Origin of the sequence: Shewanella insulae (assembly GCF_009831655.1) — a bacterium.
GTDB lineage: Bacteria > Pseudomonadota > Gammaproteobacteria > Enterobacterales > Shewanellaceae > Shewanella > Shewanella insulae.
On sequence record NZ_WRPA01000015.1, the window covers coordinates 19,575 to 36,776 of the forward strand.

The following is a 17,202-nucleotide window of genomic DNA, read 5'->3' on the forward strand; positions in this document are numbered from 1 at the left end:
GAAATACTTTTTGTTACATCTTGTCGGCGATAAGGTCAGCAAAAGTTAGTCAATTTCCTGTATAAAATGTGAGCTTAGGCTGATTTAGCATTTAAACTTGAAAATATTAGATAGTTAACGGAACTATTCCCAACTATTGTTAATCGAAGTGAATAACAGTTCGCGTGTTTTTTGAAAGAGATACGTATACTTTACTAATCATGAAGTGTGTTGCTGTACCGAATGGGGTTTGATAAAAGCACTACGTGAGTTCAGTAATTGTCGCGAAGACAGATAGGGCGCAGCAGCACCAACTAGCGCTCATGGTTAGAACAGTTTTAAACAAATATTAGGTAAATAAAAATGCAAAACCCGCACATTCTGATCGTTGAAGATGAAGCCGTTACCCGGAACACGCTAAGAAGTATTTTCGAGGCTGAAGGATATGTGGTAACTGAAGCCAATGATGGCGCAGAGATGCATAAAGCCATGCAGGAAAACAAGATCAATCTTGTGGTAATGGATATCAACCTACCAGGTAAGAATGGTCTGCTGCTTGCGCGTGAACTTCGTGAAATCAATAACATCGGCCTTATCTTCCTTACCGGCCGTGACAACGAAGTTGACAAGATCTTGGGTCTGGAAATTGGTGCCGATGACTATATCACCAAGCCATTTAACCCGCGCGAACTGACTATCCGTGCACGTAACCTGCTGACTCGCGTCAACAGCACTGGTGGCGAAACCGAAGAGAAGAGTGCCGTAGAATTCTACCGCTTCAACGGTTGGAGCCTAGAGATCAACAGCCGTTCACTGGTGAGCCCACAGGGCGAGTCGTACAAGCTGCCTCGCAGTGAGTTCCGCGCCATGCTGCACTTCGTTGAGAATCCAGGCAAGATCCTGACCCGTGCCGACCTGCTAATGAAGATGACAGGCCGTGAGCTTAAGCCACACGACCGTACCGTGGACGTGACCATTCGTCGCATCCGTAAGCACTTCGAAAGCTTGCCAGATACGCCAGAGATCATCGCTACCATCCACGGCGAAGGCTATCGTTTCTGCGGTAACTTAGAAGAAGCATAAATCACATCCAGCTAGCGCAAATGTGATTCGATTAAAAAGCCAGTCTAACGACTGGCTTTTTTGTACATGGACTGTACTTATCCCCGGTGGCCAGGGCCTGAAATGTTCCAGACATTTCAAGGCATTTCCTCCTTCCATGGAGGTCAGAAGGCCATAGAGGGGATTTGTGTCTGGAACACTTATGCCAAAGCCCAAGGATGGATAGCTTTGGTATTTGTACATGGATTTTCTCTGTTTATGGAGAGTTATCCCCGGTAGCCTGGGCCTGAAATGTTCCAGACATTTCAAGGCATTTCCTCCCTGACCCACAGGGAAGTGGGGAATGTCTAAAATCCTAGGGAAGGATTTAGACCTGGAGGTCAGAAGGCCATAGAGGGGATTTGTACATGGATTTTCTCTGTTTATGGAGAGTTATCCCCGTAGCCCATGGATGATAGACTTGGTATTTGCACCTACAGACTTAATCACACTAACCTAATTAACATCATCACACTGCATTGCTTTGAATCGCCTGCCCGGCGAGGGATGTGCAAACACAATTTTGGCACGCCGTACTTCCATCCTTGGAGGCTCCACGACGACGTCCTGTCGTCAAGGGCCAAAATCGTGTTTACACTGGTATCTTCTATCTCTTCGATTTCGCTTCTTTTGATAGATGCAAAAAGGTTCTAAAACTAGGCTAACTAAGATTAGTTAGGTTTATTCGTACTTTAATAGAATTAATCCAAAACAGAACCATCTAACTTCAACACGCGCCCCCAACAAAAAGCCCTGCTGCTTTCAATAAGCAACAGGGCTTTTTTTACTAAGGCTTAGCGCCGATAGCTTAGTGCTTCAGCTGCTTGTCGAGGAAGTCGGCCAGTGAGCGATAGAGGTGAGTACGCACCTTCTCGCCGCGCATCGAATGCTTAGAACCGGGATAATCTATCATCTGGAACAGCTTGCCCTCGTCCTGCAGCGCCTTATAGACGCGGGTGCTGTTCTCAAACAACACGTTGTCATCGGCCATGCCGTGGTACATGAGCAGGCCAGACTGATAACCCTTCACATACGGCAGTACACTAGAGGCCTCATAGCCTTCCGCATTGGTTGCAGGGTGTGACAGATAACGCTCGGTGTAGTGGGTGTCATACAAAGACCAGTCGGTCACAGGTGCGCCCGAGATAGCCGCCTTGAAGTAATCCGGTGCCTTAAACAGGCTCATCAGCGCCATATAGCCACCATAGCTATGACCATAGATAGCGATATTCTTGCCATCGACATAGCTCAGGCTACGCAGGTAATCGACCCCCGCCTTCTGATCGTTCACCTCGGCCTCACCCAGATGCTTATAGATCACCTGCTCAAACTTGGTGCCACGATGGGCCGAGCCGCGGTTATCCAGCTGGAATACGATAAAGCCCTGTTGCAGCAGATACTGGGTAAAGTAGTCGTGCTCGCTCCAGCTGTTAACCACCAGCTGGGCATGGGGACCGCCGTAGACGCGTACCACCACAGGGTATTGCTTAGTGGCGTCAAACTGCGTCGGCTTAAACAGGCGATATTGCAGCGCCTGACCATCTTCCGCCTTTATCTGTCCGAACTCAGGGAGCTGCCACTGACCGAAATAGGGATAGAGAGGATGCTCCTTATCTACCTTGTTCTGCTCGACCCAGGCCAGGCGTTTGCCCTGCTCGTCATGAAGGCTTATCTGCGGCGGCTGCGCCAGGCTGTTGAAGTAGTCCAGGTAGATCGCCTGATTATCAGCAAATACCGGCTCGTGCATGCCGCTACGCTTGCTCAACTGCTCTATCGTGCCACCCTTAAGTGGTACGCGGAACAGGTGCTGCTCGACCACACTTGCCTTGCGGCCGGTAAAGTAGACCCAGCCCGCCTGCTCATCCACATGCACCAGCTCGTCCACCGCCCAGTCACCTCTGGTCAGCTGCTTGAGCTGTCGTCCTTGCTGGTCAAACAAATAGAGATGATTAAACCCGTCACGCTCCGATGCCCACAACATCTGCGGCGACTTCTTGAGGAAATGCAGATCCTTATTCAGGTTCACCCAGGCATCACTCTCCTCGCGGATCATGGTCATGGGCCCATCTTGACTGCGTAGATCGACAATACGCAGATCTAAGGTTTTCTGATCCCGGCTCTGCCATTGAAACGACAACTGCAGGCTATCGGGCAACCATTTCACCCTAGGCAGATAGATATCCTTCTCTTCCCCCAGGTCGACCCAGCGCACCTGTTTATCGGCCAGGGTCACGACCCCCAGGGCGATGGCTACGTTGTTCTTGCCCGCATAAGGATAGCGCTGCTCGGTCAGCTTGATGCCATCGGCATAGATCTCGTTACGAGTCACCTGCTCGACACCCGACTCGTCGATACTGGTAAAGGCGATGGCCGACTCATCCGGCGCCCACCAATAGCCCGTCATCCTGTCCATCTCCTCCTGGGCGACAAACTCGGCCATGCCGTTCTTAATGGCGCCGCCACCGTCTGTGGTCATGGCAGTCAGCTTCTGGCTGCGCAGATCGAAGACATAGAGGTTCTGATCCCGCACGAAAGAGACATAATGGCCTTTAGGCGACAGCTTGGCGTCTGTGGTAAAGCCCTCCCCCACAGGCAGTGGCGTCACCTTGTTATCGCTCAGTGAGTAGTAATAGAGGGCGCCCGATGCCGGGATCAACAGCGCCTGACTGTCATCCGCCCAAAAATATTCCATGATCCCCTGACCATAGATGCGTTGACGCTCGCGCCGCGCCTTCTCCTCATCGGACAGCTCGCCGCTCTTTAACTTATCGGCGTCCAACAACAGGCTCTGTTTACCGGTCGCCACCTCCATCTGCCAAAGATCGTAGAAGTGTTGATCTTCCGCTCGACCAGCCAGATAGGTCACACGCTTACCGTCGGGCGACAGCTTTAACCCCCTGGGGCTACTCCCCGCTAGTGCGGGAGAGGCATAGAGCCTCTCTATGGTGAGGGGCTCGTTGCCGCCAACTGGCTGTACAAGTTGGGGTTGTGACGCACTTACCGCGTGAGATAGAAACATAGGCACCGCCATCAAGGCTGAACTTATCCATTTTTTAGTCATTATTATGTCCGGATAGAAAACAGTTAGGTCAAATTGCAGGCTAGCATTGTGCCCTAAAGTGACACAAAACGAAAACCGCGATCCCAGCGGGCTAAATTGCCGCTGAAAAAATGATTCATCTGGGGTAGAATCGCCCGCATAACAAGATAAACAAGATCTGACCTCCAGTGCGAGCCTAGCTCCCATTTGTCATAGGAAATAACATGCAAACTCTGGCACAACACCTTAGTTCTCAAGGAATTCAAGCCCCGCTGGCACAGCTGTTAACCACGCTGGCCGATACCTCTAAAGCCATCAGTCACGCTGTGCGTCACGGCGCCCTCGCCGGCGTACTGGGCGCCACCGAACAGGAAAACGTTCAGGGCGAAACCCAGAAGAAGCTCGACGTGATCACCAATGACATGCTTAAAGAGGCGCTCACGGCCGACAGCACGGTACGAGGCCTGGCCTCAGAAGAGGAAGATCATATCGTCGAGGTGGGTCAGAGTGGCGACTTCCTGGTCTGTTTCGACCCACTGGACGGCTCATCAAACATCGACATCAACTCACTGGTCGGCACTATCTTCTCGGTACTGCCGGCCCCTCAGGGTGAACTCAGCGAGCAGAGCTTCCTGCAGCCGGGTCGTCAACAGGTCGCCGCAGGTTACGTGCTATATGGCCCCTCGACCATGCTGGCCCTCACCACTGGCCAAGGGGTACAGCTGTTTACTCTCAATCCAGAGACCAACGAGTACCTGCTGACCAACGAAGCCATGTCCATCAGCAAGGACACAGCCGAATTTGCCATCAATATGTCTAACCAGCGTTTCTGGGAAGCACCGATGCAGACCTATATCGCCGATCTGCTGCTTGGCAAGATAGGACCGCGCGAGAAGTCGTTCAACATGCGCTGGATCGCCGCCATGGTAGGCGACGTGCACCGCGTATTGTCACGCGGCGGCCTGTTCACCTACCCGACCGACAACAAGAACCCTGAGAAGCCATACAAGCTACGCCTGATGTACGAGGCTAACCCTATGTCTTTCCTGGTCGAGCAGGCGGGCGGCAAGGCCTCTACCGGCTATGAAACTATCATGGACATTCAGCCAAGCGAGATCCACCAGCGTGTAGCTGTGATCTTAGGCTCGGCCAACGAAGTCGATGCCTGCCTGGAATACCATGGTCAGGATTACAGCGAAGAGCCAAGCCTGTAAGCTAGTCTGCTTCTTTAAAAAGTAAAAAAGTCGCCAGTTGGCGACTTTTTTATTGCTTCATAGCACGCATGTTAAAAGCCAATTCACGACTTTGACTCCAGCAGTTCCCTAAGTGGCGCCGGCAGTAATGCTCTCGATTTTTCGGTAATGGCTTTTTCATGTTTCTGCCAAAGCACACCGAGATAAACCACCCCGAGACCAATTAACGATAATGTAATCGGGAACAGCCAGTTATCCTTAAAGACGTCGTAAGCCAAGTAACTCAGATAGCCGCAACTGCCAAGGGCACCAAATACCACGAACACTCTTCGAACTAATAGCGCGCCAACCCCAATCATCAACAGGTTAATGCAGAAATAGATGAACTTTGATAGTTCACTGTCAGAGTGCTGGAAAGTTAAGCCACACCAAAAGGCGATAACCCCAAAAATGTAGATCCAAAAGCCATAGTCAGCCTTATGGTGAGACCTAATATCGACCCAAAAGGCGAGCCCTATCATTAACAGGCCTAAATACATTGAGACTAAGGCTCTAAGCTCCCATGTTATATCATCACCCGAGATCACTACCGTCATGTCCATCGTCATATACCAGAGCGTGACCGCAATAGGCATGATTAAAAAGGGATATTTATATCGCCACGCGGTGATGACACCTACGACGAGTGTCCCCAGTTCCATGTATAACCAATGCCATTTTATGACTCTGTGATAATCCCTGTAGGCACTCTCGTCTGGCCATACACCTAACCATTGTTGCAGGCCATAAATCGCTAGCGGGGTGAGACAGACGACAAAGGTGGCACAAATGCCAGCGGGAATGATGAGGCCTCTTGCCGAAAACCTGTTGGTCAGGGTCAAACCGACAGCCGCATAGAGCATCGAGATAAACAAAATGCCTGCACCGCCGAAGGACTCCCACCCTAAGTTCATGAAAAGCGTCATTGCGCCGATGGCGATAAGCCCACCCAAGTAATAGAGCACATGGGTAAAAGTAAATTTGGGGTTAGCACCAGGCTGAGCGGCTAAGAACTGATAGAGGGCTTCTGCTTGCTGAGCTGAAATAATATTTTCCCGCGCCGCAGCATCTAACTGTTTCTTACTGACATCCATGTTTGCTCCCTGTCATTAATTTGTAACTAGCATAGTGACAACAGTGGTATTGCGATAGTCACTTGTTAGCAGCGGCTTTCTCGATTGAGCCTATCCACAATAGCGCGCAATTTTGTCATTTTAAGCTCGGTAAGCAGCACGACGACAAACAGCCACAAGGCTCCGGCAATAAAAACGGCATTAATTAAGCTGCCACTCTGGTGTTGATATCCATAAAGCCCGAGCACCAGAACCAAAAAAGCGGATAACGACATACCCCAATCGTTGCTGCCAAGCTTATACTCGTCCTTCGCAATATCCTTGGTAACCGTGACAGGATTAGCGAGACCATCTAGCTTCACTATGACTTTGCTATCCTTCTGCAGAACGTTAAACCCTTCACTCTCTAGTACTTCAACAACGCTTTGCATAATTTAAGGTCTCCATTCCTTATCGTTTCTCAATACCTAAATAGATACAGTCAATGCATAAAAGCTATCGAAAGACAGCACTCACCTCTTTCGCAGCCTAGACTCTTTATTAGCTGATTTTTCCTAAAGCGCTGCGCCTAAACCAGTAGAAACAATATATCCAGCCAACCGGCGGCATAAAAACATTTAGGATGCACGTATAAAAAACAACCAAAGAAAGATTGTTAGAAATACCTTTTGCATATCTAATTGTCAGATAAATAACGATAAGAGCAAGAACCAAATACACTTGCCCCCAGAGAGTTGCGTTTATGTTCATTGTTTTTAAAACTCCATTTTTAAACGATTAAACAGATTATCACCCATACTAGAAGTCTACTAATCTCGCCACTATTACAGAGTCTATATAGGCTAACGATTCAAATAACGCGTTTAGTCAAAATTACCGACTCATAAAGGTATATACAATTCATAACGTTAGCACCGGGCTAAACTTTATTCAGCAGTAGCAAAAAGTTAACAGTTCTTAATCTCTCAAACAATTTAAAAAGTAATCGTTAGAAAAACACCAAAACTTACCATCCCTGGGTTTTGGCATAAGTGTTCCAGACACAAATCCCCTCTTTGGCCTTCCCTGGCCCCCGGGGATAAGTATATCCCTATACAAAAAAGCCACGGCGGCTGCCGTGGCTTTTTAGCGGTGGCTTCCTAGCCACCTTTGGGATGTTGCTAAACTATGTTAGTAACCTATGAGTTAGGTTAATTAAGAAGATTTAGTTCTTCTTAGAGTATTTCGCTGCTTCTTCACCCGCTAGGCGACCGAAGGTGATGATGTCAGAGATAGCGTTACCACCAAGACGGTTTGCACCGTGAACACCACCTGTCACTTCACCCGCACCATATAGGCCTGGAATAACCTGTTTCTTGGCATTCATTACCTCGGCCTTAGTATCGATCATCACGCCACCCATGGTGTGGTGAACGCCCGGCGTTACTTCGATGGCATAGTAGTTACCTTCGTTTAGTGCACGTGGCAGGTTAGGACGCTCGAAATCAGCATCTTTACCGCTAGTGACGAAGCTGTTGTAGCGAGCTACCGTCTCGGTCAAGGCCTTACCGTCAATACCAACACCTTTCATTTCACCAAGCTTAACTAAGCTATCGGCTGTCGGGGCAACACCCAGACCGATATACTTATCAATCTTCTTCAGTGACTTACGTACTGAATCATCGAAGATAAGGAAGGCTGACTTACCGGTTTGCGCCAAGATGGCCGCCGAGGCTTTATCACGAGTGGTGATCTCGTTGACGAAGCGCTTACCTTCACGGTTAACCAAGATAGCACCGTTACCACGAACCGCTTCAGTAACCATCACACCACCCTTTACAGACAGTGTCGGGTGCGCCTGGATGTATTCAACATCTTTCATCGCCGCGCCAGCATTTGCCGCAACATCTAGACCGTCACCGACGGCACCAGGTTGGTTAGTCGAGATAAAGCCTTTTAGTTTAGGATCTAGCTTAGCTACGCGATCATTGTTCTTAGCGAAACCACCGGTTGCCAGAATTACGGCATCCGTTTTCACCCAGTAGTATCCCTTGTACATACCCTTAACCAGGATACCCTTAACCTTGCCGCTGTCGTCTTTAAGTACTTCGACACCACGAGTATTCATGCGGATATCGATGTTGCGCTTGACCGCGTTATCGTACAGTACCTGTACCACGTGCGCGCCAACACCTGCGCCACCCGTCGGACGGTGTGAACGGTTAACCGATGCTCCACCCATGCGACCCACGTCGTTCAAGTCGGCGCCCATGGCCGTCATCCAGTCGACAGAGCCTTTAGAGTGGGAAGAGAGAATCTCAACCAGCGCTGGATCGTTGATGTTACGACCACCTTTCATGGTGTCTTTGTACATCAGCTCAGGGCTGTCTTTGATGTTCTTCGCTTTTTGCTGATCTGTCCAAGCGGCGTTCATACCACCGGCCGCCAACTTGGCGTTACCACCGATGACCGGCTCTTTCTCGATCAGAATGACTTTAGCGCCATTATCGTGTGCAGAGACTGCGGCAGAGAAACCTGCGCCGCCCGACCCCACAACCACTACGTCAACGGTATCGCGAGGTGCGCTAGCAAGAGCCGCTTGACGTTCTGCCTTGTCTTTCGCCAGTTCGGCGATAGTTGGCTCGTGACGTTCCCACTTCTTCGCATAAGGCATGTTGAAATCGAAGCTATGGCAAGAGTCACAGTAGACCATAGATTTTTCATGGGCGCTGTGGCAAGAGGTACAAGACACATCACCTGGGAAGTGAGAATCGTGGGCGTTGTAGTGCTCATGCTTAGTCTCCTCGGCCACTTCCGCTAAGGTACCGTGACACGAAACACACTGAGCATTTTCATAGGTCAGGCTGTCGTTTGACAGCTCACCATCGGGTTGGTGACAGCTATCACACTCTTGATTTTCGGCGTGGAAGTCAGCCAGGTTGTCGGCTGCCATGGCGTTGCCCATGAATCCGGCTGTGCCCATCAAGGTGGCTAGACATACCGCAAGTTTCATCTTTTTCATCTTTGCTCCCCCTTCTAAACTTGCAGGTAAACCCGCTTAATTTAGAAGCACTTACATTATATTTAGATTAAAGTGGTTCACACTTAACTTTAGAAGAAAGCCTTAACAGGTATTGATGAGTACCTCGGGCCTTCACTATCGCTCAAATAAATGATTAACCAAGGGAGACAAATCAGCAATCTGAGCACCGCATTAGGCATCAGAAATGACACCTCAATCACAGCCCCCAAGATCCTCTATGCAAGTATGCATAATCACAAAGAGGTATATGCAAAAACGCATAACTCCGCGCGATCCCGATCACAAGCCTTTCCCATCTGCAGTGAGTTAGATAAGAAATTGCTAATTCGCGTAATACAGCACAGTTTATTGCCCCTGAAAAATGTAGTATTTCAGCATGAAACGCTTACTTCTCTGTCTATTATTTTTCAGCTTTCCTGCCCTGACTCAGGAGAGCATCGTCTTTGGCGTCCACTCGAAAACCGCGCCGCTGGAGTGGCGCAACAACGGCGTGGATCAAGGCTTCAACATAGAGCTGATGTATCGCATCGGCCAGCTGATCGACAAGCGGATCATCATACGTCGCAAGAGCTTTCAGCAGCTGGTAAAGGATGTGCACAATCCGCGCAGCGACATAGACGTGATCGCTGTGGTCAGCCCGGTGAATCTGGATCGCAAACTCAGCCAGTCCGATCCCATCTATGCCACCCACGCCAAGGCCTACACCCTACAAGGCAAGGCGCTGATCAACAGCTGGACAGATCTGGAGGGCAAGCGAGTCGCCATCAAGAAGGGCGCCTTCGTCGACGTCTATCTATCGGGCTACCCGCAAAAATTTAATCGTGTGGATGTCGATCTATACGAGACAGGCTTTAAACAGCTGATCGCAAACGAGGTAGACGTGGTGATAGCCGAGAGCTTCGTGGCTCGCCGCCTGTTGCCCCTTTACCCTTCGGTGCGTAGCTCCAGTGACGCCCTCATCTATGGTGCCTTCAACTTCGTCTGCAACGGCAAGAAGGCCGCACTGATGCATGAGATCAACGACGCCCTGCGTCAGCTCAAACTGTCGGGCGAGTATGACCGCCTGGTCAACAAGTGGTTTGGTACGGGCCGCGAGAAGGTTGACCTGACCTCCACAGAGAAGCGCATGTTCTCCCTGGCGATTCTGGTGGCCATCGTCTCGGCGAGCGGCATGATCTACACGGGTTTTATCAGCGCCAGCCTACGAAGACGAAAGAAAGCCCTGGACGCCGAGCTTATCCAGCGTCGCCGGGTCGAGGCGGAGATCTCCAACATCTCCAAGCAGTTTCAGTCTGTGCTGGACGGCATCCCCCACGGCGTCACCATAGTCAACCGCGAGCTACAACGCCTGTGGAGTAACGACAACAATGTGCACCTGCTGATCTCTGAGGCATTCCACTACATAGACGATCAAAGCTTCGATCTCAGGCCCGCCGTGCTACAGGTGCTGACCCAACAAAAATCCTTGATCGCCGACATGCTGTATCAGGAACAATATTGGCAGCTGCAGATCCACCCGATCGCCAATGATCAGGTGGTGATCCTTTTGGAAGAGTCTACCGAACAACATAAGCTACGTCAGGCTAACGAAGAGGCCAGCCGACTGGCCTCCTTAGGGGAGTTGTCTGCCGGTATCGCCCACGAGATCAACAACCCGACCGGGCTGATCCTGCATGCCATCTCGCTGTTCTCGGCAGCCATGAAAGACTTAAACCCGGCGGCTAACTATTATCAGCAGCAGAATCCCTTCTGGCAGATCGCCGGACTCCCACCTAGTCAGGCCATGGACGAGATGGAAGTGAGCTGCGACACCATAGAGGAGGCCGCCAAGCGCATCAGTCGCATCGTCAACGATCTCAAGCGCTACGCCCTGCCCAACCTCACTCAAGATCATACCCAGGTCTGCCTCAACGAGGTGGTCGAGGTGGCGCTACGTCTGACCGCCAACCAGACCAAGACCCGTCAGGTAACCAAGCTGCTGCACCTCCCCAGCCCCAGGATTCTGGGTGATGCTCAGCAGTTACATCAGGTGTTGATCAATCTGATCCAAAATGCCTGTCATGCCTGCCGGCCCCATGAAGGCAGCATTCAGATCAGCACAGAGGTAAGTCAGGGACGTGCCCAGATCAATGTCAACGACAACGGCTGCGGCATGGACAGCACAACCCTTAAGCGTATCACTGAGCCCTTCTTCACCACACGACGCACCGAGGGTGGCAGTGGCCTGGGCCTGTCGGTCTGTAGTCGTATCATCAAAGAGCATCAGGGTCAGATGCAGATACACTCGGCGCCCGGTAAGGGCACCCGTATCCAACTTAGTTTTGCCTTGGTTCAGGAGTAGCAACAACAGATGAAACTTGCACGCAATATCCTTTTGGTCGACGACGAAGCCTCCTGGCTACGTACCCTGGCGGTAACACTCAACCGCCTGGTCCCTGAGGCAGAGATAGACACCTGCGTCGATAGCCGCCAGGTACTCAACCGCCTGCAGGTGGGCGACTACGCCCTGGTGCTGCTTGATCTCACCATGCCCTTCCACTCCGGCGAAGAGCTGCTGGGGATGATCCGCGCCGAATACCCCAACACCCGGGTGATCATAGTCACGGGCGTCAACGAAGTCGATACTGCAGTGCGCTGCATCAAGCATGGCGCCTACGACTACTTCATCAAGACGGACAACGTCAGCGATCTGGCCCATACTGTGCGCCGCGCGCTGGAGGTGGTGGGCCTCGAGCGCAACTACCTGCACATCAAGGAGCGCTTTCTCAGCCGCACCTTAGATAACCCCAAGGCCTTTAACAACATACTCACCTGCGAGCCAGCGCTGCTGGATCAGTTTCGCTATCTGGAAGCCGTCGCCTTCAGCCCTGAGCCCTTGTTGATCCACGGCGAGAGCGGTACCGGCAAGAGCGAGTTTGCCCGCTCCTGTCACCAGCTGTTCAGTCCAGAGCAGCCCTTTGTCAGCCTCAACCTGGCGGGCATCAACAGCGACACCTTCGAGCTCAAGCTGTGCGGCCGACTGAGCCATAAGCCAAATGGCGAGGTCGATGCGGTCACCGGCCTGCTGCATCAGGCAGGCAGCGGCATACTCTACCTGAGCGAGATAGGCGCCCTGCCCCTGAGTGCGCAGAGCATCTTGCTGGAACTTATCGAGAGTAAGACCTACTCGCCCCAAGGCAGCGACAGCCGCTTCCCCATCAAGTGTAAGTTTGTGGTCTCGACTCAGGACGATCTGCTCGCCCTCAACAAGGTCGGTGAGTTTCGCAGCGATCTCCTCTACCGCCTGCGCGCCCACAAGATAAGACTACCAAGGCTGGCCGAGCGTCCCCTAGACATCGCCATGCTAATCAATCACTTCATCGCCGAGGCCGCCGAGGAGATGTCCCTGAGCGCGCCGCAGCAACCCAGAGATCTGGCGCCTAAACTGCTGGATTATGACTTCCCCGGCAACCTCAACGAGCTCAAGGGGATGGTGTTCGATGCCGTTAGTCGTAGCGACGGCGTCACCCTCAACATCTCCCCCTTCATGGAGGCGATAAAGGAACATAAGTCACTGGACGCCGCCCCAGGGGATCACATCATCTTCCCCAAGTCGCTGCCCACCCTGGCGGAGATGAATCAGGCATTGATCGACGAGGCCATGAGCCGCACCGCCAACAACCAGACCGCCGCCGCACAGATGCTGGGGATCAGCCAAAGCGCTCTCAGCCGACGCCTGACCAAGGGGCAGTAAAACTCGCTCTCTCGCCAAAAGGTCATAAAAAAGCCTCTCATCATGAGAGGCTTTTTCGTTTAAACGTCTTAGGCGGTCTGCTGCTGACGCGCTTCTTCTAACTCCTCTTCATGGGCATTCTCTGTGGCGTCGACTATGGTGAGCACTGCGGCGTCACCCACGACGTTACAAGAGGTCAGCACCATGTCGATCAGTCTATCCAGCGCCGCGACGATCACGAAGGCCTCGACCGGCAGGCCCATCTGGTGGATCAGCACGCCAATCATCACCATGCCGCCGCCCGGCACGCCGCCGGCGCCGACAGACAGCAGGAAGATGCTAAACAGCAGGGCGGGCAGCTGCTCCATGGCGATAGGAGCGCCGAAGGAGTTAGCCACGAAAAAGATGGCGACGGTGATATAGATAGAGACGCCGCCCATGTTCATGGTCGCCCCCAGAGGCACGCCGAAACCGGCCACGGCGCGCTTCACGCCCAGCTTCTCGGTGAGGGTACGCATGGTAACAGGAATGGTGGCATTCGAGCTGGCGGTCGACAGGGAGAAGAGGATCTGCTCCTGGGTCTTGGCGCGGAAGGTCTTGGCCGATACAGGGGTAAGCAGACTCACCGCCCATGGGTAGACAACAAAGATCCACAACAGTAGCAGGCTGAGGATCACCACCAGGTATTCGACCACACTAAGGAAGAGACTCGCCTCAAGGGTCGCACCCAGCTTAAACATCAGCGCAAACACACCAATGGGCGCCAGCTGCATCACCACGCTGATGAGTTTCATCATCAGCTTGTTGCCTTCGGTGAAGCCCTGTTGCAGTAGCGGCACCGCGCCGTTCATCGACTTGATGACACCACCGACCAGCAGCGCCATGAAGATCACCTGCAGCATGTTACCCGAGGTGAAGGCGGCTACCGGGTTGCTCGGCACTATGTTGACGATAAGCTGCATCAGGTTAGGCAATTCGGTAGCGGTGATCTCGGCGCCTGTACCACCCGTCATATCCACTCCGAGCCCCGGCTTAAGCAGCAGGGCCACAGTCAGCGCGGCGAAGATGGCCACCAGGGTGTTGATGATGTAGAAACCAAAAGTCTTGCCGCCGAGGCGACCGAAGCTCTTGAGATCGTCGAGTTCCAGCACGCCGCAAACGATGCTGACGAAGACCAGGGGCACCACCATCATCATGATCATGTTGACGAACATGGTACCTAAGCCGGAAGCGACCTCGACCAGTGTGCCGGAGAAGAACCCAACATCGGCCAGGAAATATTGAACTATGCTACCTAGAATCAGACCAGAAAAGAGGCCGATAAAGATGCGCGTTGAGAGTGATTTAGTCATATGCTTGCCTTGTTTTGCCGCGCATCTATCGTGCGCTTTTTCTCTTCTCCATCTGACGTGGAGATAGTGATAAGAGCCGTGGCCCTCCCGTTACTGGTCAGTGATAGTGGATCATGCTAGTGATAATTTCAATCACAATCTGGGCAAGTTAACAGACACAAAACGGCAACCGGCAAGCCGCATAAAGAGCAAGGTGATGATTTTTATGGTTAAAAACTTAGATAGGTGAATTTAGGCCGATCGGCAAGTTTTACTTGTTAGCACAAAAATCCAACAACCAGTTCACAAAGACAGCACGCAAGCCAGTGAAACACGCCAACAGCCACACTTTAAGCAAAATATAATCCTGTTGAAAATTATTTTTTTAGTGTCAACCATTACTCACAGGCAGAGGCTAGTGAGATCCACTAGGCACAGGCAAAAACACAGCAGATAGACTAATAGAAAATTTCAGGCAAACTCGCCAACACAATATAACTTTCACCAGCTAAACCATTGATTACTTGTTTCTCAACAAGCCTGTTAGCAGCAAATTTTTCGTTAACATATGCTGCTGTTTAATACTCACCTTAGATAAACACATCCAATTAAACAAAGGTTGCCATTCACCTAGATCTAATCTTTCAAGATGAGATACCTGACGACTCTGTTTGTAATAATCACTGGAATCATTTATCTGCGGAATATTGAGTAATCTATCGGGTTGGCTCACGGCTAGATCTGGTAAAATTAGCTGCTGACAACCGTCCAATAAACAGGCAATCTGTAATCCAGCCGGATCCAGATCGACAAAGGCACTGATGGTAATTTTAGCGGCTAAACCTGCATCGTTCTGAATCTGTTTGAGCAAGGATTTTCTACCCGCCGCCGAATGGGTACCGCCTCCGCGATAGACAAACAACGCATTACCCAGTCGCCGACTCAATTCGACATTAAAGTCCCCTTGGTGTACAGCATCAAAGATATCCAGATTTTCAACGATAACGAGATCTGAAACAGGCTTATTTCGACAAACCTCAATGACACGATCGATATGGAGCCTAAATGCCGTCTGCTCGTCAAACAAACCAAACTCATCGCGGCACACTTCACCAGTGAGCATAAATGGAGCTTTAACCAATACGTAGTTTGCTTCAGGCCGAATGTTGGCATACTTCTCTTTCGAGGTAATGTTAGATATCGCCATCCGGTCAACATTGAAGTCGAGATTGAGTACATCTACGCCAGCATCAATATTGACCATCTCCCTCAGCAAGTCGAAATCTGCCAATGAAAAATGAAGATATTTACCTGCGCCATCGAGCTGGCCGATCTCCAATTGTCGATAGATCTTTTTCCAAGCGGCATTAAACGGCACCCGGGATGATCGTTTGATTACTGCATTGGCGATGACATTCAATTGCGTCTTGCTGAAAGCGGTCATAACCCTCCTTAGACTTGAAACCTATACATACGCAGCCTTGACCTTCCTATGCCAGTCCCAATTCGACATCACGAATGATAAAGTTACCACTATAAACAGGATGGCGCTCGCCTATGGGCTCAAGCTCGAAATAGCGTCTGTGCTCCTCGGGCAAGCCCTCATAGCCGCAAATCACCTGATATAACCAGCTTTCAGGATCCCAATCCATCTCCTTTTGCCTTAGATAATCCAAAGCCGATTGATTTATTCCCGAATCTATAACGGCGCAGAAATACTCATCCACCGCCAGCTTGAGCGGATTATCGGGAATATCGAAGTCTTCCGCCTCCACCAGGGCGAAGGCCACGTCATGGTCGCGCATCACAAGATCGCGACCAGCACGGCTGATACTCTTGATCTGTGACACCATGGCCAGCAGCTCGACCTCCTGAGCCGTATTGCTCACATCCACAGCCGCCGGCGCCAGAATCGCCTCGGCGCGGTTAAACAGGGTCGGCAGCTGCTTGTGACTCACATGATCCGCCACCTCATAATCTGGATGCATATCCGTGTAGAGCAGCCAGCCCTTAAGCAAACGGGTACGCCCCTGGATCTGACGGAAACGTCCCAGCAGCTCCAGCAGACGGCCCTGCACCACGCTAAGCTCCTGGGTACAGTCACTCAGGGTCTCCTGCAAGCGGGTCACCAGTAGCTTGCGCAGCTCGCGGATATCACCCGCTATCTCACCCAGCTCGCTAAACTGGAACATCTCCAGGCCGTTGAGCAGTTCGGACACCTGGCTTTGGGCCAGCTCGTTCTCACGTATCTTGGCGTTGATGGTGCCCACATAACCGAACTCGTTGTTGATGCGACTCCAGAGCACACGAATCGAGTATTTCAGCCCCTCGGTGAAGCTGTAGACCTGCTCGCTGAGATCCGCAAGATAGGCCTCGCTGGCGCTATAGTCGGCGCTATGACGCGCCTCCTTGTAGTGATCCGCTAGGGTCTTGATAGTCGCCAGCGACGAGCCCACATTGGCATCGATCTGACGATTACGCTCATCGCTCAACGCCTCTTCCAGCAGGGCGCGCACCGAACGTTTCAGGCGTAACTCCTGTCCAGGTTCTGGTCGCCAGAGGATGTCGGCCTTGCGCAACTTATCTATAGCGCTGTCATTTTCACCATCTTCCGCTATTGAACCAGATAAATAGACGTCCATGATGAGATCCGCATGGCGTCCCAACTGCTTAAGCAGTTTCACGCCAGCCTGATGTAAGTTGCTACTCATA

At 51.5% G+C, this 17,202-nt stretch carries 11 protein-coding genes; 4 read left to right on the plus strand and 7 right to left on the minus strand.

What is annotated here, in order from left to right; all coding sequences use genetic code 11:
* Window positions 1-342: 342 nt before the first annotated feature.
* Window positions 343-1,062, plus strand: coding sequence for a two-component system response regulator ArcA (gene arcA, locus GNT65_RS15445; RefSeq protein WP_011864583.1), 720 nt, complete (start codon window positions 343-345; stop codon window positions 1,060-1,062).
* An 826-nt stretch (window positions 1,063-1,888) separates the two neighbouring features.
* Here the strand turns inward: arcA and GNT65_RS15450 are convergent.
* Complete coding sequence (locus GNT65_RS15450; protein ID WP_160797803.1) at window positions 1,889-4,141, minus strand: S9 family peptidase; 2,253 nt, start codon at window positions 4,139-4,141, stop codon at window positions 1,889-1,891.
* Window positions 4,142-4,344: 203 nt separating this feature from the next.
* Between GNT65_RS15450 and GNT65_RS15455 the strand changes: the two genes are divergently transcribed.
* Window positions 4,345-5,334 carry a class 1 fructose-bisphosphatase gene (locus GNT65_RS15455; RefSeq protein ID WP_160797805.1) on the plus strand — a complete coding sequence of 330 codons (990 nt, stop codon included), beginning with the start codon at window positions 4,345-4,347 and terminating at the stop codon, window positions 5,332-5,334.
* An 83-nt stretch (window positions 5,335-5,417) separates the two neighbouring features.
* Here GNT65_RS15455 and GNT65_RS15460 read toward each other — a convergent pair whose 3' ends face one another.
* The 3 genes from GNT65_RS15460 to GNT65_RS15470 all read right to left on the minus strand — a co-directional run bounded on the left by GNT65_RS15460 (window position 5,418) and on the right by GNT65_RS15470 (window position 9,426).
* The gene (locus GNT65_RS15460) at window positions 5,418-6,446 is read right to left on the minus strand and encodes a DUF2157 domain-containing protein (RefSeq protein WP_160797807.1); all 1,029 of its coding nucleotides are present in this window, start codon (window positions 6,444-6,446) and stop codon (window positions 5,418-5,420) included.
* Between the two features lie 65 nt (window positions 6,447-6,511).
* Window positions 6,512-6,856: a hypothetical protein gene (locus tag GNT65_RS15465; RefSeq protein ID WP_160797808.1), complete on the minus strand. Its 345-nt coding sequence runs from the start codon at window positions 6,854-6,856 to the stop codon at window positions 6,512-6,514.
* A 773-nt stretch (window positions 6,857-7,629) separates the two neighbouring features.
* Window positions 7,630-9,426 (minus strand): flavocytochrome c, encoded by a 1,797-nt coding sequence (locus tag GNT65_RS15470; protein WP_160797810.1) that lies wholly within the window; start codon window positions 9,424-9,426, stop codon window positions 7,630-7,632.
* Between the two features lie 397 nt (window positions 9,427-9,823).
* Here GNT65_RS15470 and GNT65_RS15475 point away from each other — a divergent pair, with 397 nt between their 5' ends.
* Both GNT65_RS15475 and GNT65_RS15480 read left to right on the plus strand, forming a co-directional pair.
* Complete coding sequence (locus tag GNT65_RS15475) at window positions 9,824-11,788, plus strand: ATP-binding protein (RefSeq protein WP_160797812.1); 1,965 nt, start codon at window positions 9,824-9,826, stop codon at window positions 11,786-11,788.
* A gap of 9 nt (window positions 11,789-11,797) precedes the next feature.
* Window positions 11,798-13,180 carry a sigma-54-dependent transcriptional regulator gene (locus GNT65_RS15480; RefSeq protein WP_160797814.1) on the plus strand — a complete coding sequence of 461 codons (1,383 nt, stop codon included), beginning with the start codon at window positions 11,798-11,800 and terminating at the stop codon, window positions 13,178-13,180.
* Between the two features lie 68 nt (window positions 13,181-13,248).
* Here GNT65_RS15480 and GNT65_RS15485 read toward each other — a convergent pair whose 3' ends face one another.
* The 3 genes from GNT65_RS15485 to GNT65_RS15495 all read right to left on the minus strand — a co-directional run bounded on the left by GNT65_RS15485 (window position 13,249) and on the right by GNT65_RS15495 (window position 17,201).
* Window positions 13,249-14,511 carry a dicarboxylate/amino acid:cation symporter gene (locus GNT65_RS15485; protein WP_160797816.1) on the minus strand — a complete coding sequence of 421 codons (1,263 nt, stop codon included), beginning with the start codon at window positions 14,509-14,511 and terminating at the stop codon, window positions 13,249-13,251.
* Between the two features lie 499 nt (window positions 14,512-15,010).
* A complete protein-coding gene (locus tag GNT65_RS15490; protein WP_160797818.1) occupies window positions 15,011-15,934 on the minus strand; it encodes a DUF7281 domain-containing protein in 924 nt (307 codons plus the stop codon).
* Between the two features lie 46 nt (window positions 15,935-15,980).
* Window positions 15,981-17,201 carry a phosphoenolpyruvate carboxylase gene (locus GNT65_RS15495; protein ID WP_160797820.1) on the minus strand — a complete coding sequence of 407 codons (1,221 nt, stop codon included), beginning with the start codon at window positions 17,199-17,201 and terminating at the stop codon, window positions 15,981-15,983.
* Window position 17,202 lies beyond the last annotated feature (1 nt).

Coding starts and splice junctions, on each gene's coding strand:
- GNT65_RS15460 (WP_160797807.1), bottom strand. CDS start 6,446: ATGGATGTCAGTAAGAAACAGTTAGATGCTGCGGCGCGGGAAAATATT.
- arcA (WP_011864583.1), top strand. CDS start 343: ATGCAAAACCCGCACATTCTGATCGTTGAAGATGAAGCCGTTACCCGG.
- GNT65_RS15490 (WP_160797818.1), bottom strand. CDS start 15,934: ATGACCGCTTTCAGCAAGACGCAATTGAATGTCATCGCCAATGCAGTA.
- GNT65_RS15450 (WP_160797803.1), bottom strand. CDS start 4,141: ATGACTAAAAAATGGATAAGTTCAGCCTTGATGGCGGTGCCTATGTTT.
- GNT65_RS15455 (WP_160797805.1), top strand. CDS start 4,345: ATGCAAACTCTGGCACAACACCTTAGTTCTCAAGGAATTCAAGCCCCG.
- GNT65_RS15485 (WP_160797816.1), bottom strand. CDS start 14,511: ATGACTAAATCACTCTCAACGCGCATCTTTATCGGCCTCTTTTCTGGT.
- GNT65_RS15465 (WP_160797808.1), bottom strand. CDS start 6,856: ATGCAAAGCGTTGTTGAAGTACTAGAGAGTGAAGGGTTTAACGTTCTG.
- GNT65_RS15495 (WP_160797820.1), bottom strand. CDS start 17,201: ATGAGTAGCAACTTACATCAGGCTGGCGTGAAACTGCTTAAGCAGTTG.
- GNT65_RS15475 (WP_160797812.1), top strand. CDS start 9,824: ATGAAACGCTTACTTCTCTGTCTATTATTTTTCAGCTTTCCTGCCCTG.
- GNT65_RS15480 (WP_160797814.1), top strand. CDS start 11,798: ATGAAACTTGCACGCAATATCCTTTTGGTCGACGACGAAGCCTCCTGG.
- GNT65_RS15470 (WP_160797810.1), bottom strand. CDS start 9,426: ATGAAAAAGATGAAACTTGCGGTATGTCTAGCCACCTTGATGGGCACA.